General features: G+C 48.2%; 8 protein-coding genes. 6 read left to right on the top strand and 2 right to left on the bottom strand.

Annotated elements, in window-relative coordinates; all coding sequences use genetic code 11:
* Positions 1 to 184: 184 nt before the first annotated feature.
* On the bottom strand, positions 185 to 3,370 hold the full coding sequence (locus ABZR88_RS14890; RefSeq protein ID WP_107826576.1) for a glycoside hydrolase family 2 TIM barrel-domain containing protein: 3,186 nt from the start codon (positions 3,368 to 3,370) through the stop codon (positions 185 to 187).
* A 215-nt stretch (positions 3,371 to 3,585) separates the two neighbouring features.
* On the opposite strand from ABZR88_RS14890, the gene ABZR88_RS14885 reads away from it, so the two are divergent.
* The 4 genes from ABZR88_RS14885 to ABZR88_RS14870 all read left to right on the top strand — a co-directional run bounded on the left by ABZR88_RS14885 (position 3,586) and on the right by ABZR88_RS14870 (position 11,621).
* Entirely contained in the window at positions 3,586 to 5,115 is a 1,530-nt protein-coding gene (locus ABZR88_RS14885; protein ID WP_107826577.1) for a glycoside hydrolase family 28 protein, read from the top strand.
* Positions 5,112 to 7,397 (top strand): GH92 family glycosyl hydrolase, encoded by a 2,286-nt coding sequence (locus tag ABZR88_RS14880; protein WP_245916964.1) that lies wholly within the window; start codon positions 5,112 to 5,114, stop codon positions 7,395 to 7,397. Before ABZR88_RS14885 ends, ABZR88_RS14880 begins: the two co-directional genes overlap by 4 nt.
* 464 nt (positions 7,398 to 7,861) lie before the next feature.
* Positions 7,862 to 9,328: a glycoside hydrolase family 28 protein gene (locus ABZR88_RS14875; RefSeq protein ID WP_107826579.1), complete on the top strand. Its 1,467-nt coding sequence runs from the start codon at positions 7,862 to 7,864 to the stop codon at positions 9,326 to 9,328.
* Position 9,329: 1 nt separating this feature from the next.
* Positions 9,330 to 11,621, top strand: coding sequence for a GH92 family glycosyl hydrolase (locus ABZR88_RS14870; RefSeq protein WP_107826580.1), 2,292 nt, complete (start codon positions 9,330 to 9,332; stop codon positions 11,619 to 11,621).
* A 183-nt stretch (positions 11,622 to 11,804) separates the two neighbouring features.
* On the opposite strand, the gene ABZR88_RS14865 is transcribed toward ABZR88_RS14870, so the two are convergent.
* Positions 11,805 to 12,827, bottom strand: a complete 1,023-nt coding sequence (locus ABZR88_RS14865) for a LacI family DNA-binding transcriptional regulator (RefSeq protein WP_107826581.1) — start codon at positions 12,825 to 12,827, stop codon at positions 11,805 to 11,807.
* Positions 12,828 to 13,046: 219 nt separating this feature from the next.
* On the opposite strand from ABZR88_RS14865, the gene ABZR88_RS14860 reads away from it, so the two are divergent.
* Positions 13,047 to 13,934 (top strand): inositol oxygenase family protein, encoded by an 888-nt coding sequence (locus tag ABZR88_RS14860; protein ID WP_107827096.1) that lies wholly within the window; start codon positions 13,047 to 13,049, stop codon positions 13,932 to 13,934.
* 55 nt (positions 13,935 to 13,989) lie between these two features.
* Positions 13,990 to 17,019 carry a TonB-dependent receptor gene (locus tag ABZR88_RS14855; protein WP_245916965.1) on the top strand — a complete coding sequence of 1,010 codons (3,030 nt, stop codon included), beginning with the start codon at positions 13,990 to 13,992 and terminating at the stop codon, positions 17,017 to 17,019.
* The last annotated feature ends 13 nt before the right edge of the window (positions 17,020 to 17,032 follow it).

Raw genomic sequence — 17,032 nt, 5'->3', positions numbered from 1 at the left:
CCGACGAGATTGCTTCGTCACCCCATCTTACACGGTCCCCGCTGTTCCTCGCAATGACAAAAATATTTAAATGATAAAAGAGAAGCCCGATCACAGTTTTGTGATCGGGCTTCTCTTTTCCCCCGCCCGGTCAAGCGTCCACGCTTGACTGCATTATAACTGCAAGCGTCAACGCTTGTGGTCACTACTTCGATAAACTGATCGTATATGCAAAGTCTGCTTCATGCAGCAACGGCTCATACTTGGGCAGTGGCATCGGTCCGCAGGAATGGGAACCTACGCCCAGTGTTTTAGCCGATACACACAGTACCGTGGCATTGCGCTTGGGTAGGTCAATGCGGTATTCAGTCGCGTTCATTTGCTCATCAGTATAGGGCAGGGCTGATACTTGCAGTAACTGATCGCCTGCAACTTTCAGGGTACCCAGGGCTTTATTACTTAATGCGGCCCAGCGCACATCCTCGTGGTTGCCGCATTCCATTGGTTTTTCATAAGGTGTTAGCTGGTTGGTAACGGTGCTGGTGTACAGCGCCACGTCCGATCCTGTTTTTCTGTCGGGGTAGTTTTCCATCGGTCCGCGCCCCAAGTACCGGAAGTTTTCCAGCCCCTGATCAAGCAGCATACGCACCCCAAGGCGCGCAATCACCATGTCAGAATCTTTAGACGATACATGGTTCTGCACGCGGATGCTGCCATCGCCATAAATGGTGTAAGTGGCCGTATGGTTAACCACAAAGCCTGCCTGGCCTGTACCTTTTAACGCAGTGGTAATGCTAACGGTGTGGTTGTCGGGTTGCTTAACCTGTACCATTTGGGCAGTCCAGGTCAGGTGCGTAACGCCCAGGCTATCCCAAACTTTGTAGGCATATAGATCATCCTGCTGATGCGGGGCGCGCCACAAATGCAAGCGTGGGCCGCCGTCGGTTTGGAGCAGTTCGTGGCCGTTTGTTTTCAGACTGGATAATGTGCCCGCTTGTTTATCAAACACTACCGAGAAGCCGCCACCATTAACGGTGATGGTTCCGTCGTTATCGGTATAATTCAGCTGTCCGCCGTTGTGTGCTACCGGCAGTGCGTGTTGAACGGGTAGTTCAAATTGTTCGGCCGCAATTTCGTACCCGGCTTTAGCCCAGAGTGTATTTTGTTTTAAACGATAGGAAATATGGAGCAGATATTCGGCCCCCGGTTTTAACAACGTTTTGCGGTAAGCAATGCTGATGGTTTGGGTGCTGTGCGGCGCAACGTTACCCGGCTCAAATCGGCCTGAATCAATATTTACCCCGTTCTTGCTGATGGTCCACATACCGCTAAAACGGCTCAAGTCAATAAACTGGTATTTGTTTTTTACGCTGAACCGGCCTTTGGTTAGATCCACCGGTGTGGTGCTGATCCACTGGAAAACACGCTTCATCTCCGCATAATGCGGTTTGGGCGATCGGTCTGACGCTACCACACCTTTATGGATAAAATAATGATCATTAGGAAACTCGCCAAAGCCACCGCCAAAGGCCAGAATGGGGTGCTTGGGGTCGCGGCGGTTCCAGATGCCCTGATCCTGAAACTCCCAGATAGCGCCGCCCAGGATAGACGGGTATTTATCAAACAGATCATTATACTCTTTGAGCGAGCCCATGGAGTTGAACATGGCGTGGGCAAACTCGCACAGGTAAAAAGGTTTCTTCAAACTGGTATCGGTCGCGCTTTCTGCAACAGGGCGCAGGGCACGACGCTTGGCATCGGCGCCGGGGTAATCATTAGGGATCAGCGGCGAGTACATGCGACTGTCCAGATCGGCAGGGTTAACAGCCCCAATACCGAAACCCTCATAATGCGTTGGCCTGCTGCTATCAATGTTTTTAACCGCTTGTAACGCTGCACGGAAGTTAGAACCACCGGTGCCGCACTCGTTCCCCAGCGACCAGATAATTACCGACGGATGGTTCTTGAAGCTTTCCACATTGGCCACATTGCGGTCAATAATGGCGGCTTTAATGGTAGGTTCATCGTTAAAACGATTCATCAGGCCGTGGCATTCCAGGTTGGCCTCGGCCAGCACGTAAAGGCCGTATTCATCACATAACTCATACCAACGCGGATCATCCGAGTAGTGGCAGGTACGCACATGGTTGCAGTTACCTTGTTTAATCACTTCAATATCACGGATCATCTGCTGCTCGGTAATGGCATGGCCAACCTCCGGCCAGTTTTCGTGGCGGTTCACACCTTTTAGTTTAATGGGCACACCGTTCACCAGGAACAGACGGCCTTTGATCTCAATTTTTCTGAATCCGGTTTTAGCCGATATGGTTTCTATTGTCTTTTGTCCCCGTTGCAGCGTAATCACCGTGGTGTAAAGGTTAGGTGTTTCGGCCGTCCACTTCAGCGGATTTTTAACCGGGATCTGTAGGGAAACATTGGTTTCTTCGCCTGCTTTCAATGCAGGTACATTGGTTTGTTGGCTGGCTATCAGTTGCCCATCTTTATAAATACATGCTACCGCAATGGCCGCTCCAGCAGTCTCGCTATCATAGTTAATTACTTTGGCGCTGATGTTGGCCGTGGCGTCTTTATAATGCGCGTCCAGATCGGTCCTGATGAAGAAATCGCGAATATGCTGCTGGGGTGCACGCCACAGCGTTACATTACGAAAAATGCCGCTCAGGCGCCACTGATCCTGGTCTTCCAGGTAGCTGCCAGACGTATATTGGTAAACCTCTGCGGCAATGGTGTTTTTGCCTTTTTGCAGGTATTTGGTAATATCAAACTCCGCAGCGTTGCGACTGTTGACGCTGTAGCCAACCTTTTGGCCGTTTATCCATAGGAAAAAGCCGGCGTCTACACCATCAAAGCGAACGAAAATTCGTCCGCCGTTCCAGGTTTGTGGTACATAAAAATCGCGACGGTAGCTACCTACCGGATCACGGTCTTTATAGGCTGTGTAGTTGGTGGGTGGCGTGCTCATCACGTGCGGATAATCGCGTTGAAAAGTATAGCCTATATTACGGTAAAACGGAATGCCGTAACCCTGAATTTGCCAGTTAGAAGGCACCGGGATCTCGGCCCAGCCAGAAACATCATAGCTGGGTTTATAGAAATCTATAGGGCGATACTTGGGCCACGATGCCCAGTGGAATTTCCATTTGCCATTGAGGCTCATGCAATAACTTGATGCCAGTCGATTGCCTGCCAATGCCTCTTTGAGGTTGGCATAAGGCATCAGCACCGCGTGCGCCGGTTGCTTGTCGATGCCAATGCACTCGGGATTCTCAATCTCGGGCGGCAGCGTTTTATCGGGGATGGTATCAGCCGGTTTAAGGGCATAACTATGCAGCGCAAGCAGCAGGGAACAAATAGTAAAAATAGATCTCATTGCAGGGAAGTGTAGGCAGCAAGCTGGTTTACGGGGCTTGCCAGTTTATAAAATTAAGGTTTCAGGAGGGGGCGTCAAATTATTTCTGCTTAATCGATTTCGTAATTAAATTCCGGCTATTGGTAGGTAAAAGGCGTTTCTAGTTGATAATTTAGCCTACCGTTATAAACAATTGGGCTTTAATAATTGCCCCGATCAGGCTCCTTAGAATATTTATGATCTGCAACCGAAAAACGTTTTTAATACTTGCTGCTACATGGCTGTTTTGCGGCTGGGTGCAAGCTGCGCCGGTAAAAAAGATCTATAATGTATTACAATATGGCGCGCATTCCGGCCTCAGCGGCAACAATGCCAAAGCTATACAACAGGCGGTTGATGCCGCTGCAAAAACAGGCGGAACGGTACTGATTCCGGCAGGGAATTTTGTGACCGGCCCCATTATTCTTAAAAGCAACGTTGAGTTACATCTTGCTGATGACGCGGCCTTGCTGGGCAGCACCAGCCGGATGGATTACCAGGTAAGCACATCGATCATCTCGGCAGTCGGACAAAAAAACATAGCGGTTACGGGCAACGGCATTATTGATGGCCGTGGTGCCGAGGTGGTGCAAGATGCTATTATGCTGTTGCGTAAAGGTGTATTGACAGACCCGGAATGGAAGATCAAACGCCCGACCGAACATAGTCGCCCCAATATCCTGTTGTTTTTGAACTGTACCAACGTACGGGTGAGTGGCGTCACCATAAAAAACTCTGCCAACTGGGTGCAGAATTATAAGGATTGTGATGGCGTGCAGATCAGCAATATTAAAGTGCAGAGTACCTGCTACTGGAATAATGATGGGATTGATATCGTCGACTCGCGCAACGTCACCATCAGCAATAGCTATTTTAATGCTTCAGACGATGGCATCTGCCTCAAATCTGAACGGGCCGATGGCGTATGCGAAAACGTGAGCATTATCAATTGCACTGCGCGCACTAGCGCCAACGGCTTTAAGATTGGTACAGGAAGCCTGGGTGCCTTTAAAAATATCGAAGTAAAAAACCTGACGGTGTATGATACTTACCGCTCGGCTGTTGCACTGGAAACAGTGGATGGCGCTGCGATTGAGGATATCCGCGTCAGCAATGTAAGGGCTGCCAATACCGGCAATGCTATTTTCATCAGGCTCGGTCACCGCAATACAGATGAGCGCTATGGCTCCTTCAAAAATGTATCGATCAGCGATGTAAAGGTGGAGGTGCCTGCGGGTAAGCCTGATATTGGCTATCCGCTGGAGGGGCCGCAGCCCAAAGTACCGCCGCATAATTTGCTGCCGGCTTCTATTGTGGGCCTTCCCGGCCACCCGGTTACCGGCGTGCTGTTGAAAAATATTGAGGTGAGCTATGAGGGGGGGGCGAGCAAAAGCAAGGCGCATATCAGTCTGGACTCGCTGAATACCGTTCCGGAGAATGCGACAGGTTACCCAGAGTTTACCATGTTTGGAGAGTTGCCAGCCTGGGGCTTGTACATCAGGCATGCTGCGGATATTGATCTGCAACAAATCAAGTTGATCAGCAAAGACGGCGATTTCCGTCCGGCACTGGTGGCTGATGATGTGAGCAGATTACGGATAGATCAACTGGACGTTCCCACATCACAATCAAAAACGGTGGTGGTGCTAAATAAAACGTCAGGACAGCAATTAACCCATATTAACCTGCCGGAGGGCGATAGTGCCGGCATAATGATACAGCAGTGAAGCGCAGATTAATTTTAGTCACCACGCTGGCGCTGATGTGCGTCGCCGGGCTACAGGCTCAGGACCTGACGAGCTATGTGCAACCGCTATCGGGCACGGCATCATCTACTACGCGGTCGGCCGCTAAACATGGGGCCAGTACCGAGTTGAACGCCAACACCATGCCTGCGGTGACGCTGCCCTTTGGGATGACGCAGTGGACGGCCGAGACCCGGCAGTCTGAAACCAAATGCCAGCCGCCCTATCTTTTCAAAGATTCAATGCTGACGGGTTTCCGTGCCTCGCACTGGCTGAGCGGCTCCTGCACGCAGGATTATGGCAGCTTTACCCTAATGCCCATCACCGGTACGCTGAAAACCTTACCGGCAGACTACACTACGCCGTTCTCGCATCAAAGTGAAACCACGTTGCCGCATTACTACCGGGTTGATCTGCCCAAATACCACCTCATAACCGAGCTGACGGCTACCACGCGTGCCGCCATGCTGCAGTTTACCACCCAAAAGGCCGACAGCATTTACCTGCTCATTACGCCCAACAGCGACAGGAACGAGGGTTTTATAAAGATTGACGCCAAACGCGGACTGATCTGGGGCTACAATCCCGCACATCGTCTTTACCAGGGCTGGGGCAAACCAGCTGGCTTTAGCGGCTACTTTGTGGTGCAGGTAGAGGCTCCGTTTAGTGCCTGGGGCGTTTATAGCGATGGCAAAACCAAGCATGCCGACAGCTTGCACAATGCCAGCAATATGGGCGCCTACATTGGTTTTAAACTCCAGGCGGGCAATCAGCTGCGCGTGCGGGTAGGCACATCCTTTACTAGTCTGGAAGGCGCATTTAAGAATTTAAATGCCGAGATCAAAGACTGGAACTTTAAAGCCCTCGTGGCCCAAAACAAACAGGTTTGGGAAAAAGCCCTGGGGCAGATCAGCATAGAAACTGCTAACCAGCAATATAAACGCATCTTCTACACGTCCATGTACCACGCCATGCAGCAGCCCCGGTTGTTTAATGATGTGGATGGCAAGTATCCCCAGTTCTCTGGCAATTATCAGGTGAAGCAGCTGAGCGGTGGCAATTATTATGATGATTTCTCGATGTGGGATATCTACCGGGGACAGATGCCACTGTTTGAAATTTTGAAGCCCAATCTGGTCAATGATTGCGTACGCTCTATGATCCTGAAAGGACAACAGGGCGGTTGGCTACCCATTTTCCCTTGCTGGAACAGCTATACAGCGGCTATGGTGGGCGATCATGTCACGGCCTTTATCTCGTCAGCTTATGTGCGGGGGATTAGGAATTATGATGTCAACGAGGCTTATCGCTTAATGCGTCAGAACGCCTTTAAAATGGCGGGCGATGCTGATTATAAAGACGGTAAGGGCAGGCGGGCGTTAGATAGCTACCTGAAATATGGCTACATCCCGGTAGAAGATTCGGTGCCCGAGGCTTTCCACAAAAAAGAGCAGGTGAGCCGTACGCTGGAATATGCCTTTGATGATTATGCACTGGCGCAGATAGCCAAAGGCTTGGGCAAAACTGCCGATTACCAGGTGCTTACCGCCCGCAGCTTGAACTATCGCAACGTGTTTGATCCATCGGTTAAAATGGTGCGGGGCAGGTACATTGATAAGCATTGGGTTGATCCGTTCCGTGGTTCGTCAAAAGAATTTTATATTACCGAGGGCACGCCGCAGCAATACACCTTTTATACGCCGCAGGATGTAAAAGGTCTGGCCCGTTTGATGGGCGGCCCGCAGCAATTGGAGACGCAACTTGATAAACTATTTGATGCCGGCGAATACTGGCATGGCAATGAGCCCGGTCAGCAGATCCCGTTCATGTACAACTACACGCCGTCGCCCTGGAAAACGCAGTCGCACGTAAAACAGGTTTTGGAGGATGAATACAGCGACGGACCGGGCGGTTTGAGCGGCAATGATGATGCCGGACAGATCTCGGCCTGGTACGTGCTGGGCTCACTGGGTTTTTATCCGCTGAACCCTGCTTCAGATCAGTATTTATTGACCTCGCCATTGTTTGATGCCTACCGCATCACTTTGCCAGGCGGCAAGCAGTTGAAAGTTATGGCGCACCGTAAATCGGTGGGAGATGTGTATATCCAGTCGGTTAAGCTGAATGGTGTGGCTTACAGTAAAAGTTATTTAACCCACGCTGCGCTGATGAAGGGCGGTGTGCTGGAATTTTATTTAGGAGACAAACCGAATAAGACCTGGGCCACGAAGGCGACAGATCAACCCCAATCATTAACGAATTAGGGGACGGCAATGGAGAAAAAGAGATTTAAAGATCAGTGTTTTTTTATGCACAGAGTAGCTGGTGGTAATATCACAATGTTCTGATTAGAGACAGGCATTGTGATATGTGATACTCTCCTCTGGAGAGTAGGGAAGGGGGATGAGCGTAAAACCCCCTCCCCGCCACTACTTATTTTAGACTTATGGTGGGTTAAGTAGAGTGGTTAAACCCCTCCCTGCCACTACTCATTCCTACCGCACCCCTCCCCAGGGAGGGATTGGAAAAGTGGATATGTCTCCTTCCGATAGGGCAAAGGCCTCGTGAAGAAGAAGCCTTCCCGCTTTCTTGATTTATTCAGTAATTTGATTTGTTTTTAACAGGCCTTCATGAGGTCACATTCGTTCCGTTTTTGTTACTTTTTCATCAAGGAAAAAGTAATGAGAAAGTCAGTCATTAACTTTAACTCACACCGAAAGAAAAGAGCATGCTACTCAAATACCTAAAATACTTTACCTGCTGCCTGTTAATAGCCACCACGTTTAACACAATACAGGCACAAACAAAATCAGGCCGCGATTTCTATATTACTGCCTATGGCGCAATCCCTAACTTGAAAACAGACAACGCTGTAGCCATACAAAAAGCCATTGATGCCTGTAATCAATCAGGCGGCGGGCGGGTGATTGTACCCGCCGGTAAACAGTTCATGAGCGGGCCATTTAACCTCAAATCAAATATAGAGCTGGTGGTGGAGGCTAATGCCCGCATATTGGCTAATCCCGATGAACGGGTTTATACCCAGAGCGCCTTCAGAAGCAACAAGGGCGAGGGCACCATCTGGATTGGCGGCCATAACCTGGAAAATGTCACCATCAGCGGCGCAGGTACGTTGGATGGCAACGGCATTGCCTTTATGGGCCCTGAACTGGAAGACTCATACGTGCTGAAACCATTTAATGTGATAGATCCGCGGCCGCATTTGCTTACCATTATTGGGGGTAAAAATATCCGTATCCGCGATCTGCAGATTCGCAACTCGGCCTATTGGACGGTGCATCTGGTGGGTTGTAACGACGTGGCGATAGATAACCTGACGCTACTCAACAGCGTAAAGGTGCGCAACAGCGATGGTATCGACCTGGATCACTCTAAAAACGTGCGTATCAGCAACTGCTATATCGAATCGGGCGATGATTGTATCTGCCTGAAAAACCGTCGTGAGTTTGAGGAATTTGGCGCCTGCGAAAACATTGTAGTGAACAATTGCACCATGACATCGCGCTCTTGCGCTATCAAGATCGGGTCAGAGAATATGGATCGCATCAGTCATGTTACCATCAATAACTGTATCATCCGCGCCAGCAACCGCGGTATCGGTATTCAGAACCGCGACGAGGGCACGGTTACCGATGTGATTTTTTCCAATATCATTGTCGATTCGCATCTGTTCAGCGATGTTTGGTGGGGTAAAGCCGAGCCTATTTATGTAACGGCCTATCGCCGGGCCAATGGCAATAACAAGGATGCCAACTGGCGTTTCCCCAAGGGGAAAACCGAAGGTAGCGTAGGCGAGGTGAGCCGCATTTATTTCAGCAACGTTAAAGGAGTGAGCGAGAATGGTATTTATGTGGGGGCCGAATCGGCAGACAAGCTATCGCAAATTGTTTTTGACCAGGTTGATCTGTTCATCAACAAAACTACCCCGGTAACCGGCGGAGTGTATGACCGGCGACCGGCCAAGGTAGAGGGACTGCTAACCGGCAGCACCTCGGGCTTTTATTTGGAGAATGCCAACGGGGTAACCATCCGCAATAGTTCGGTGCACTGGGGTAGTAATCGCCCGGCGTATTATAAGTACGTGCTGGAAAGCCATAACGTAGCCGATTTGAAAACCATAAACCTGGAAGGCGAAGCCGCCACACCGGGCACCGCAGCCATATTGAAAAACTGATATGAACAAAACCAAACTCATTTGCCGCAGCCTGATGGCTGGCATTAGTTTTACAGCCCTGACCGTGCAGGCGCAAAATGCAGCCTACGGAACTTTTGTCGACCCGAAAATTGGTTCGGAGGGGTTAGGCAACGTGTTTGTTGGTCCCTCGCGGCCTTTTGGTATGGTAAAGCCGGGGCCCGATGTAAACAAGGCATCAAACAGCGGCTACTCGCCTGATCTGGAGGTGCCGTTGTTTGGCTTTAGTCAAACGCATGTGAGCGGTACCGGTGGTGGGCCAAAATATGGCAACGTATTGGTGATGCCCTTTGCCGGTAATCTGGACGAGGTAAAGCAGGAGTCATTACGTGCCGATGAGCAGGCCAGCCTGGGTTACTATGGCGTTACGCTGAAACAGTATGATATCAAAACCGAGATAACCTGCACCAACAAGGTGGCCTTTTACCGGTTTGGTTTTAAAGCTGGTGCCAAAGCCATTAAGATTGATGCCGGCGAGTTTCTGGGCGAGAAACCCATTCCCGACTATCGCGAGGCCCAGCAGTTTGTAGGCTCGGAGGTGGAAGTAGTGTCGGATACGGAAGTGCGCGGCTATACCCGTATTCGTGGTGGCTGGAACAATGGCACAGCTTACACGGTCTATTTTTCGGCCGTTACTGATAAGCCTTTTGCACGTTTCAGTAGCTATAAAAATTATAAGCTGTCGCCAGGTGTTAAGGTGCAGGTTGATGATGGCAACAAAACAGGTGTGCTGGTTTATTTTGATGATGCTGCGCAACGCAACATCCAAATGAAGGTAGGTATCTCGTTCATCAGCGCAGAAAGAGCCCGTCAGAACATTGGCCAGGAAGCCCCCAATTGGGATTTTGACAAAGTGCTGAGCCAGTGCCGCAATAGCTGGGAAGACTTGCTTAAGCGGATAGAGGTGGATGCCGCAACATCGCGCGAGCAGAAAAAAATGTTTTATACCGGCCTGTACCATACTATGCTGATGCCCGTTGATCGCACCGGCGAGAACCCGCTATGGCAATCGGCTATGCCTTATTATGACGACTTTTATGCCATCTGGGATACTTTTCGTTCGTCAAACCCATTGATCACGCTGATTGATCCGCAGCGCGAAGTGAATATTGTTAACTCGCTGCTCAATATTTATCAGCATGATGGTTATATGCCAGATGCGCGTAGCGGTAACAGCAACGGGCGCACGCAGGGGGGCTCAAACGCCGAAGTACTTATTGCCGATGCATACGTTAAAAAACTGAAAGGCGTAAACTACAGTCTTGGTTTTGATGCCATGCTGAAAGACGCCACCATTCCGCCCGGCGGAAACGAGGAAAAAGAGGGTAGGGGTGGTTTGACTGATTATAATAGTCTGGGCTATATCTCCAACCGCTTTGTGCGTGCCGGTAACCGCACGGTAGAATATGCCTATAACGATTATTGTTTGGCCGTAGTGGCCGAAGGACTAGGCCGACAGCAAGAAGCCCGGCGTTTTATGAAGCAATCTGATAACTGGAAAAACCTCTGGCGACCCATAACCGACCACGGCGCTACCGGCTTTATTATGCCTAAAGACGCAGCCGGCAAATGGATAGACAGCATTGTATGCGGCGAAAGCAACGGCCGCGTTACCTCGATCCCTTACACACCGCTGGCGCAGGATTGGCCGGTTTGCGTATGCTGGTGGTGCGGCTTTTTCTATGAGGCCAGCTCATGGGAGTACTCTTTCTACGTGCCGCATGACGTGGCTGCGCTGATTACCGCCTGCGGTGGCCCGGAGACATTTAAAACACGCCTGGATACCTTCTTCAAGAATGGTTACTACAACGTGGGCAACGAGCCATCGTTCCTGACGCCCGATCTGTACCATTGGGTAGGGCGGCCCGACCTGAGCAGCGCACGTATTAAGCAGATCATAAGTGCCAATTATAACAGCAGTGAAGCAGGTTTGCCGGGTAATGATGATTCTGGAGCGATGTCATCCTGGCTTGATTTTCATATGATGGGGCTTTATCCCAACGCCGGGCAATCTTACTACGTCATTAATTCGCCAATGCTGAAACAAACCGTTTTGCATCAGCAAAATGGAAAAGATTTTAAGATAGTGGCCAAAAACCTGTCGGATGTAAACCAGTTTATTCAGGCCGCTTATCTGAACGGCAAACCGCTAAAACAATCGTGGATTGAGCATGAAGCTATTGTAAACGGCGGTGAGTTGGTATTGCAGATGGGGCCAAAAGCCAATGGCTGGGGTGCTGGTACGGCACCGCCATCTAAACCGGCGTTTAATTAGAAAAGCGTTGGGAAAGTGCGATTCTCCCTGGGATGGTGTAGGGCGGGGTTAATGCGATTGTATACTGCATAAACTCCTCCCTGCCACTACACATTCCAACCACGCCCCTCCCTCCAAAGGAGTCCTTCGGACCAGGGAAGGATTGGGAAATCTTTACGGCCTGCAATCAATCAGCTAAGACTTTTAATTTTTTATTCCCCCCGTTGTAGAGTTGCGTACAACTAATGTGGACGGAATCACCTCGCTTTCATCAGCTAAAGGCAACTCGTTGTTTTTTAGTGCTTTGAGTAGTGCGGTTGCTGCAGCTTTTCCCATGTCAAAGGCTGGCTGGGTAATGGTAGTAAGGCTGGGGTTAAGAATAACCGCCGACGATTGATTAGAGAAGCAGATCACCTTTACATCGGTTGGAATGGTGATCCCCAAATCCTGGCAAGCCAGGTATATTTCTGTAGTCAGTTTCTCTACCGTAGCGATAATGCCATCCGGACGGTTAGGGCCGCTCATTATTTCTTTAACCAGAGTATAGTTGCTGGCAGCATCCTCTGTACAAGCTATAATGTGGCAATCAGCCTCGCTTAAATTATTGTCGGCAATAGCCTTTTTAAAGCCTTCACTACGCGCAGAGATGATTGATAGGCTGTTGGATATAGATAGCATCACAATTTTGCGGCACCCCGCCTCAATAAGGTGCTGAGTAGCCTGATAACCGCATTCAAAATCGTTGGTGGTTATTTGGGCGGTATCAATCTCGGGGCAAACGCGGTCAAAAAACACAACCGGCAGGCGGCGATTAAAATCATGGATATGCTCAAAAGATGCAGTCTCTGCGGTAACCGAGATAATGGCGCCGTCTACACGACCGCCGACCAACTCTTTCAGAATGGCTTTTTCACGCTCAACTTTTTCATGAGTCATATAGATCAGGGTGTGATAGCCTTTGGCCAGGGCCACCTCCTCAATGCCATTCAGCGCCAGCGAAAAAAAGCTGTCGGCCACCTCTGGGATCAGTACGGCTATGGTTTTGCTTTTGTGCCTGCGTAAGCTGCCGGCATAAGCATTTGGAACGTAATTAAGCTCGCGAGCCAAATCAAGCACTTTTCTTTTTGTCACCTCACTAATTTCATGGCTATCACACAAGGCCTTGGATATAGTAGCTGTAGATAAATTTAACCGTTCGGCAAGTAATTTAATTGTAATGGTTCCCATGGCTTATAATTGGCTGCTACCTTGAAAAAAAGTGGCGTTCTGATGCTAATATCCCGCAAAATATCATTTTTTACTTAAACGTTTACGTGAATATTCTCTGGCTAAAAAAAAAATGTAACAAGTAATTTACTCAAATTAGTGTTACAAACCAACTACAACCAGCTTTTAAACCAATTTACTGCTGTAACCGTAAAACTGTTTAACTTAATTTTTATACTTATGGAATCTAATACTGGCATCCAGGGCGATGAGCTTTCTCCACTTGCAAATCTAGATGAATGGGAAACTGATGTGTTGCGCCGCTATCCAGATCCGGCAAAGATCAACGAGGATAAGAAAGAAGAAGAATTCCGTAACTACCAGGCCACCGAGAAGGATGGCGTGCGTGAGTTCTATCGCCTCAATCACCATTATCAAACATATGACTTTGTGCTGGAGCATAAAGCGAAATACTTAAGCTTCGATAAAAAGGAGATGCCTATATGGGATGCTTTTGCTTTTTTGAATCAACTGGTGGATGACTCTGATCCGGATACTGATCTGGATCAGATGCAACACCTGCTGCAAACTTCGGAAGCCATTCGTAATGACGGGCACCCCGATTGGATGGTACTGGTAGGCCTTATCCATGATATGGGTAAAGTGCTGTGCCTGTTTGGCGAGCCGCAGTGGGCCGTGGTAGGTGATACCTTCCCGGTAGGCTGTGCTTTCTCTGACAAGATTGTTTACCCAGAGTTTTTTAAAGATAATCCGGATTATAACGATCCGCGCTATAATACAGAACTGGGCGTTTATACCCGCAATTGTGGATTAGCCAACGTGCACATGTCATGGGGACACGACGAATATGTTTACCACATGATGAAAGATTATATTCCTGAAGAAGGTTTATACATGTTGCGTTATCACTCTTTCTATTCGCAACACCGCGAGCAGGCTTATAATCACCTGATGAGCGAGCATGATCATAAAATGTTTGAATGGGTAAAACTCTTTAATCCGTATGATCTGTACTCTAAAAATCCGAACCAAAAGAGCTGGGAAGAATTAAAGCCTTATTACGAGGCACTGGTAGCTAAATATCTGCCGCCCACGCTCAAGTTTTAATAAACCAGCAAACTAACAACCAACCCAATATTATGAACTTAAAACCCTACAAATTATGAGATTGAACCTTACCTACGCGAAAAGCAGGTGCATGGCCTTAATGCTCTTCTGCGCACTAATTTTTAGTATGCAGTTTACGTATGCCCAGGAGGGACGCATTACTGGTACTGTTTCTGACAGCAAGGGAATATCCATTCCAGGTGTTACCGTAGCTATTAAAGGAACCAGCAAAGCAACCTCTACACAGGTTAACGGTAGCTTTGCCATCACTGCTAAACCCGGCGATGTGTTAGTATTCACATCGGTAGGTTATAATACTAAAGAAGTTGCCGTAACAGAGGCAAAATCTTACAAAGTTGAACTGGCCGACGCCAACCAGGCTCTGAAAGAGATTGTGGTGGTGGGTTATGGTACCAGTTCACGTAAAACCCTGTCCAGCTCTATTACATCAATTAAGCCTGAAGATTTAAATAAAGGCTCAATTTCTGACGTTGGCCAATTGCTGCAAGGCAAGGTAGCCGGCTTAAACATTACTGCAAGCGGCGATCCTAATAAATCATCGGCTGTTGTTTTGCGCGGTGCGTCAACAGTAAACAGTCCGGGTTCTCCATACTATGTAATTGATGGTATCCCCGGTGCCGATATTGCTTCGGTTGCTCCTAATGATATTGCTTCTATGGAAGTATTAAAAGATGCTGCCGCAACAGCTATTTATGGTAACAAAGCATCAAGTGGTGTAGTTATGATCACTACCCGTCGTGGTAAAAAAGGTACATCACAAGTAAGCTACAGCGGTTATGCCGGCATGGAAAAAGTAAGCAGCACACTGAAGCTGATGAACTCAGACCAACTGCGCACCTATTTGGCAGCCAACAACGCATCATTTAAACCAGCTGATGATCTGGGTGCCAATACAGACTGGATGAAGGCTATTGAACGTTCTACCGCTTACTCGCAAAACCACAACATTTCGCTTACCGGCGGTGGCGAGCACGGTACTTATGCTGCCAGCTTAAACTACTTTAAAAAAGACGGTATCCTGTCGGCCAGCTCACTTGAGCGCGTGATAGGACGTTTAAGCGTGGAGCAATATGCATTGAACGATAACCTGAAATTCTCTTTGAATATTGCTAACTCAACCAGCAACTCCAATAACGAGCCATTGCAGAACGTGGTGCTGCTGCAAGCAGCAAAACACTTACCGGTATCGCCGGTGTTAAATGCAGATGGCAGCTATTTTGAAGATTTTGGTACCACCGGTTATTTTAACCCGCTGGGTATTGCCAACAACGCACAGGATAACACCAAGTACAACGTGTTAACAGGCGGTTTCAATACCGAGCTTAAATTACCATTGGGTTTAAAATACAATGTTAACCTGTCTTACCAAAAAACATCATCATTGCATGGCGAGTATTATGGTGCCTACTACAGCAAATACTCAAGCGGTTTTTATAACAACCCAGATCCTGCTATTGGTGTAGCACATAGCCTGGTTACCTTTGGTACCAACGGTACAGCTTACCGCAGCGATTATTCTAACACCACCAAAACGCTGGAAACATTCTTAACCTGGGATAAACAAATTGGAGACCATAGCATTAACGCGGTGTTAGGTTATACTTACCAGGATTATGTGTATGGCGAAGGCTTCCAAACATCAAGCACTAACTTCCCTACAGATAACGTAGGTTTCAATAACCTGGCGCTGGGTAACCCTTACAGCATCCCATCATACAGAATAAACCAGGGTGCCGATCTTACCTATGGCCGTATCCTGTCTATTTCAGATTTCTTCAGGTTGAACTATAACTACAAAGAGAAATACCTGTTGCAAGGCTCTATCCGTCGCGATGGTAGTTCAGCATTTGGTGCTAACAACTATTGGGGTTATTTCCCTTCAGTAGGTGTGGCCTGGCGTATAAGCGAAGAGAGCTTCATGAAGAACCAATCTTTATTTAGCGATCTGAAACTGCGTGTCAGCTACGGTGTAACCGGTAACTCTGGAGGTATTGGTGCTTATACAGCTAAGCTGGTTTATGGCTCTGCCGGTACTTATTATAACAGTGGCGTGCAGGCAGCAGCTTACTCACCAATCCAGGGCGCAAACGAAAACTTGAAATGGGAGCGTACCGCTACAACCAACATCGGTTTAGATTTTGGTTTGTTTCACAATGTTGTTTCCGGATCTATTGATGTATATAATAAAAACACCTCGGGTATGTTGTTTAGATACAATGTATCACCAACATTGGTACCGGGTGGTGCCATTTGGGCCAACGGTGGTAGCGTAAATAACAAAGGTATAGAGCTAGGGTTGGGTGCCGAACCGGTTAAACAAAAAGATTTTGGCTGGAAAACAAGCGTTACCGTGGCATACAACAAAAACAAAGTTACCAGCCTGGTAAGCCCATACGGCAGCAGCGATTCTACCCGTTACTCAGATCCTGAAGGTCCGGGTCAAACCAATGCTACCCTGCAAATCTTGAAAGTAGGCTATCCTATCGGCCAGTTCTTTGCTTACAAATATGCAGGTAAGGATGCCAGTGGTAACTCATTATTCTACAAAAAAGACGGAACCACCACCACTACCCCGGGTATTGGTACAGATTATTTTTACCTGGGCGATGCGCAGCCTAAAGTATTGTTAAGCTGGAGCAACACTTTCAGGTACAAAAATTTTGATCTGAACGTGTTCTTTAGAAGCAGCCTGGGCGGCAAAATATTTGACGCTACCCGTGCAGATCTTTCTTATACTGCTGCTGCCAATATCAACAACATCTTGGTTAGTGCCGGAAACGACAAGATCTCAGATCTTAAAAACTCTTACTATTCAGACAGATATATTGAAAGTGGTTCTTACGTAAGGTTAGACAACGCAACATTAGGCTACAACATCAAAACGCCGTTTAAAAATGTAGCCAACATCAGGATCTATGTATCGGGCAATAACATTGCTACCATTACCGGTTATAAAGGTATTGATCCTGAAATTAATCAGGGAGGCGTAGCGCCGGGGATTGATTACAACAACTTCTATCCTAAAACCCGCACACTGATGCTTGGAGCTAACGTAACCTTTTAACATTTTAAATTAA

The organism is Mucilaginibacter yixingensis, from assembly GCF_041080815.1.
Lineage (GTDB): Bacteria > Bacteroidota > Bacteroidia > Sphingobacteriales > Sphingobacteriaceae > Mucilaginibacter > Mucilaginibacter yixingensis.
The sequence above is the reverse complement of the archived record's forward strand: the minus strand, read 5'-3'. Positions and strand labels throughout refer to the sequence as shown.

Coding starts and splice junctions, on each gene's coding strand:
- ABZR88_RS14890 (WP_107826576.1), bottom strand. CDS start 3,370: ATGAGATCTATTTTTACTATTTGTTCCCTGCTGCTTGCGCTGCATAGT.
- ABZR88_RS14885 (WP_107826577.1), top strand. CDS start 3,586: ATGATCTGCAACCGAAAAACGTTTTTAATACTTGCTGCTACATGGCTG.
- ABZR88_RS14875 (WP_107826579.1), top strand. CDS start 7,862: ATGCTACTCAAATACCTAAAATACTTTACCTGCTGCCTGTTAATAGCC.
- ABZR88_RS14870 (WP_107826580.1), top strand. CDS start 9,330: ATGAACAAAACCAAACTCATTTGCCGCAGCCTGATGGCTGGCATTAGT.
- ABZR88_RS14865 (WP_107826581.1), bottom strand. CDS start 12,827: ATGGGAACCATTACAATTAAATTACTTGCCGAACGGTTAAATTTATCT.
- ABZR88_RS14860 (WP_107827096.1), top strand. CDS start 13,047: ATGGAATCTAATACTGGCATCCAGGGCGATGAGCTTTCTCCACTTGCA.
- ABZR88_RS14855 (WP_245916965.1), top strand. CDS start 13,990: ATGAGATTGAACCTTACCTACGCGAAAAGCAGGTGCATGGCCTTAATG.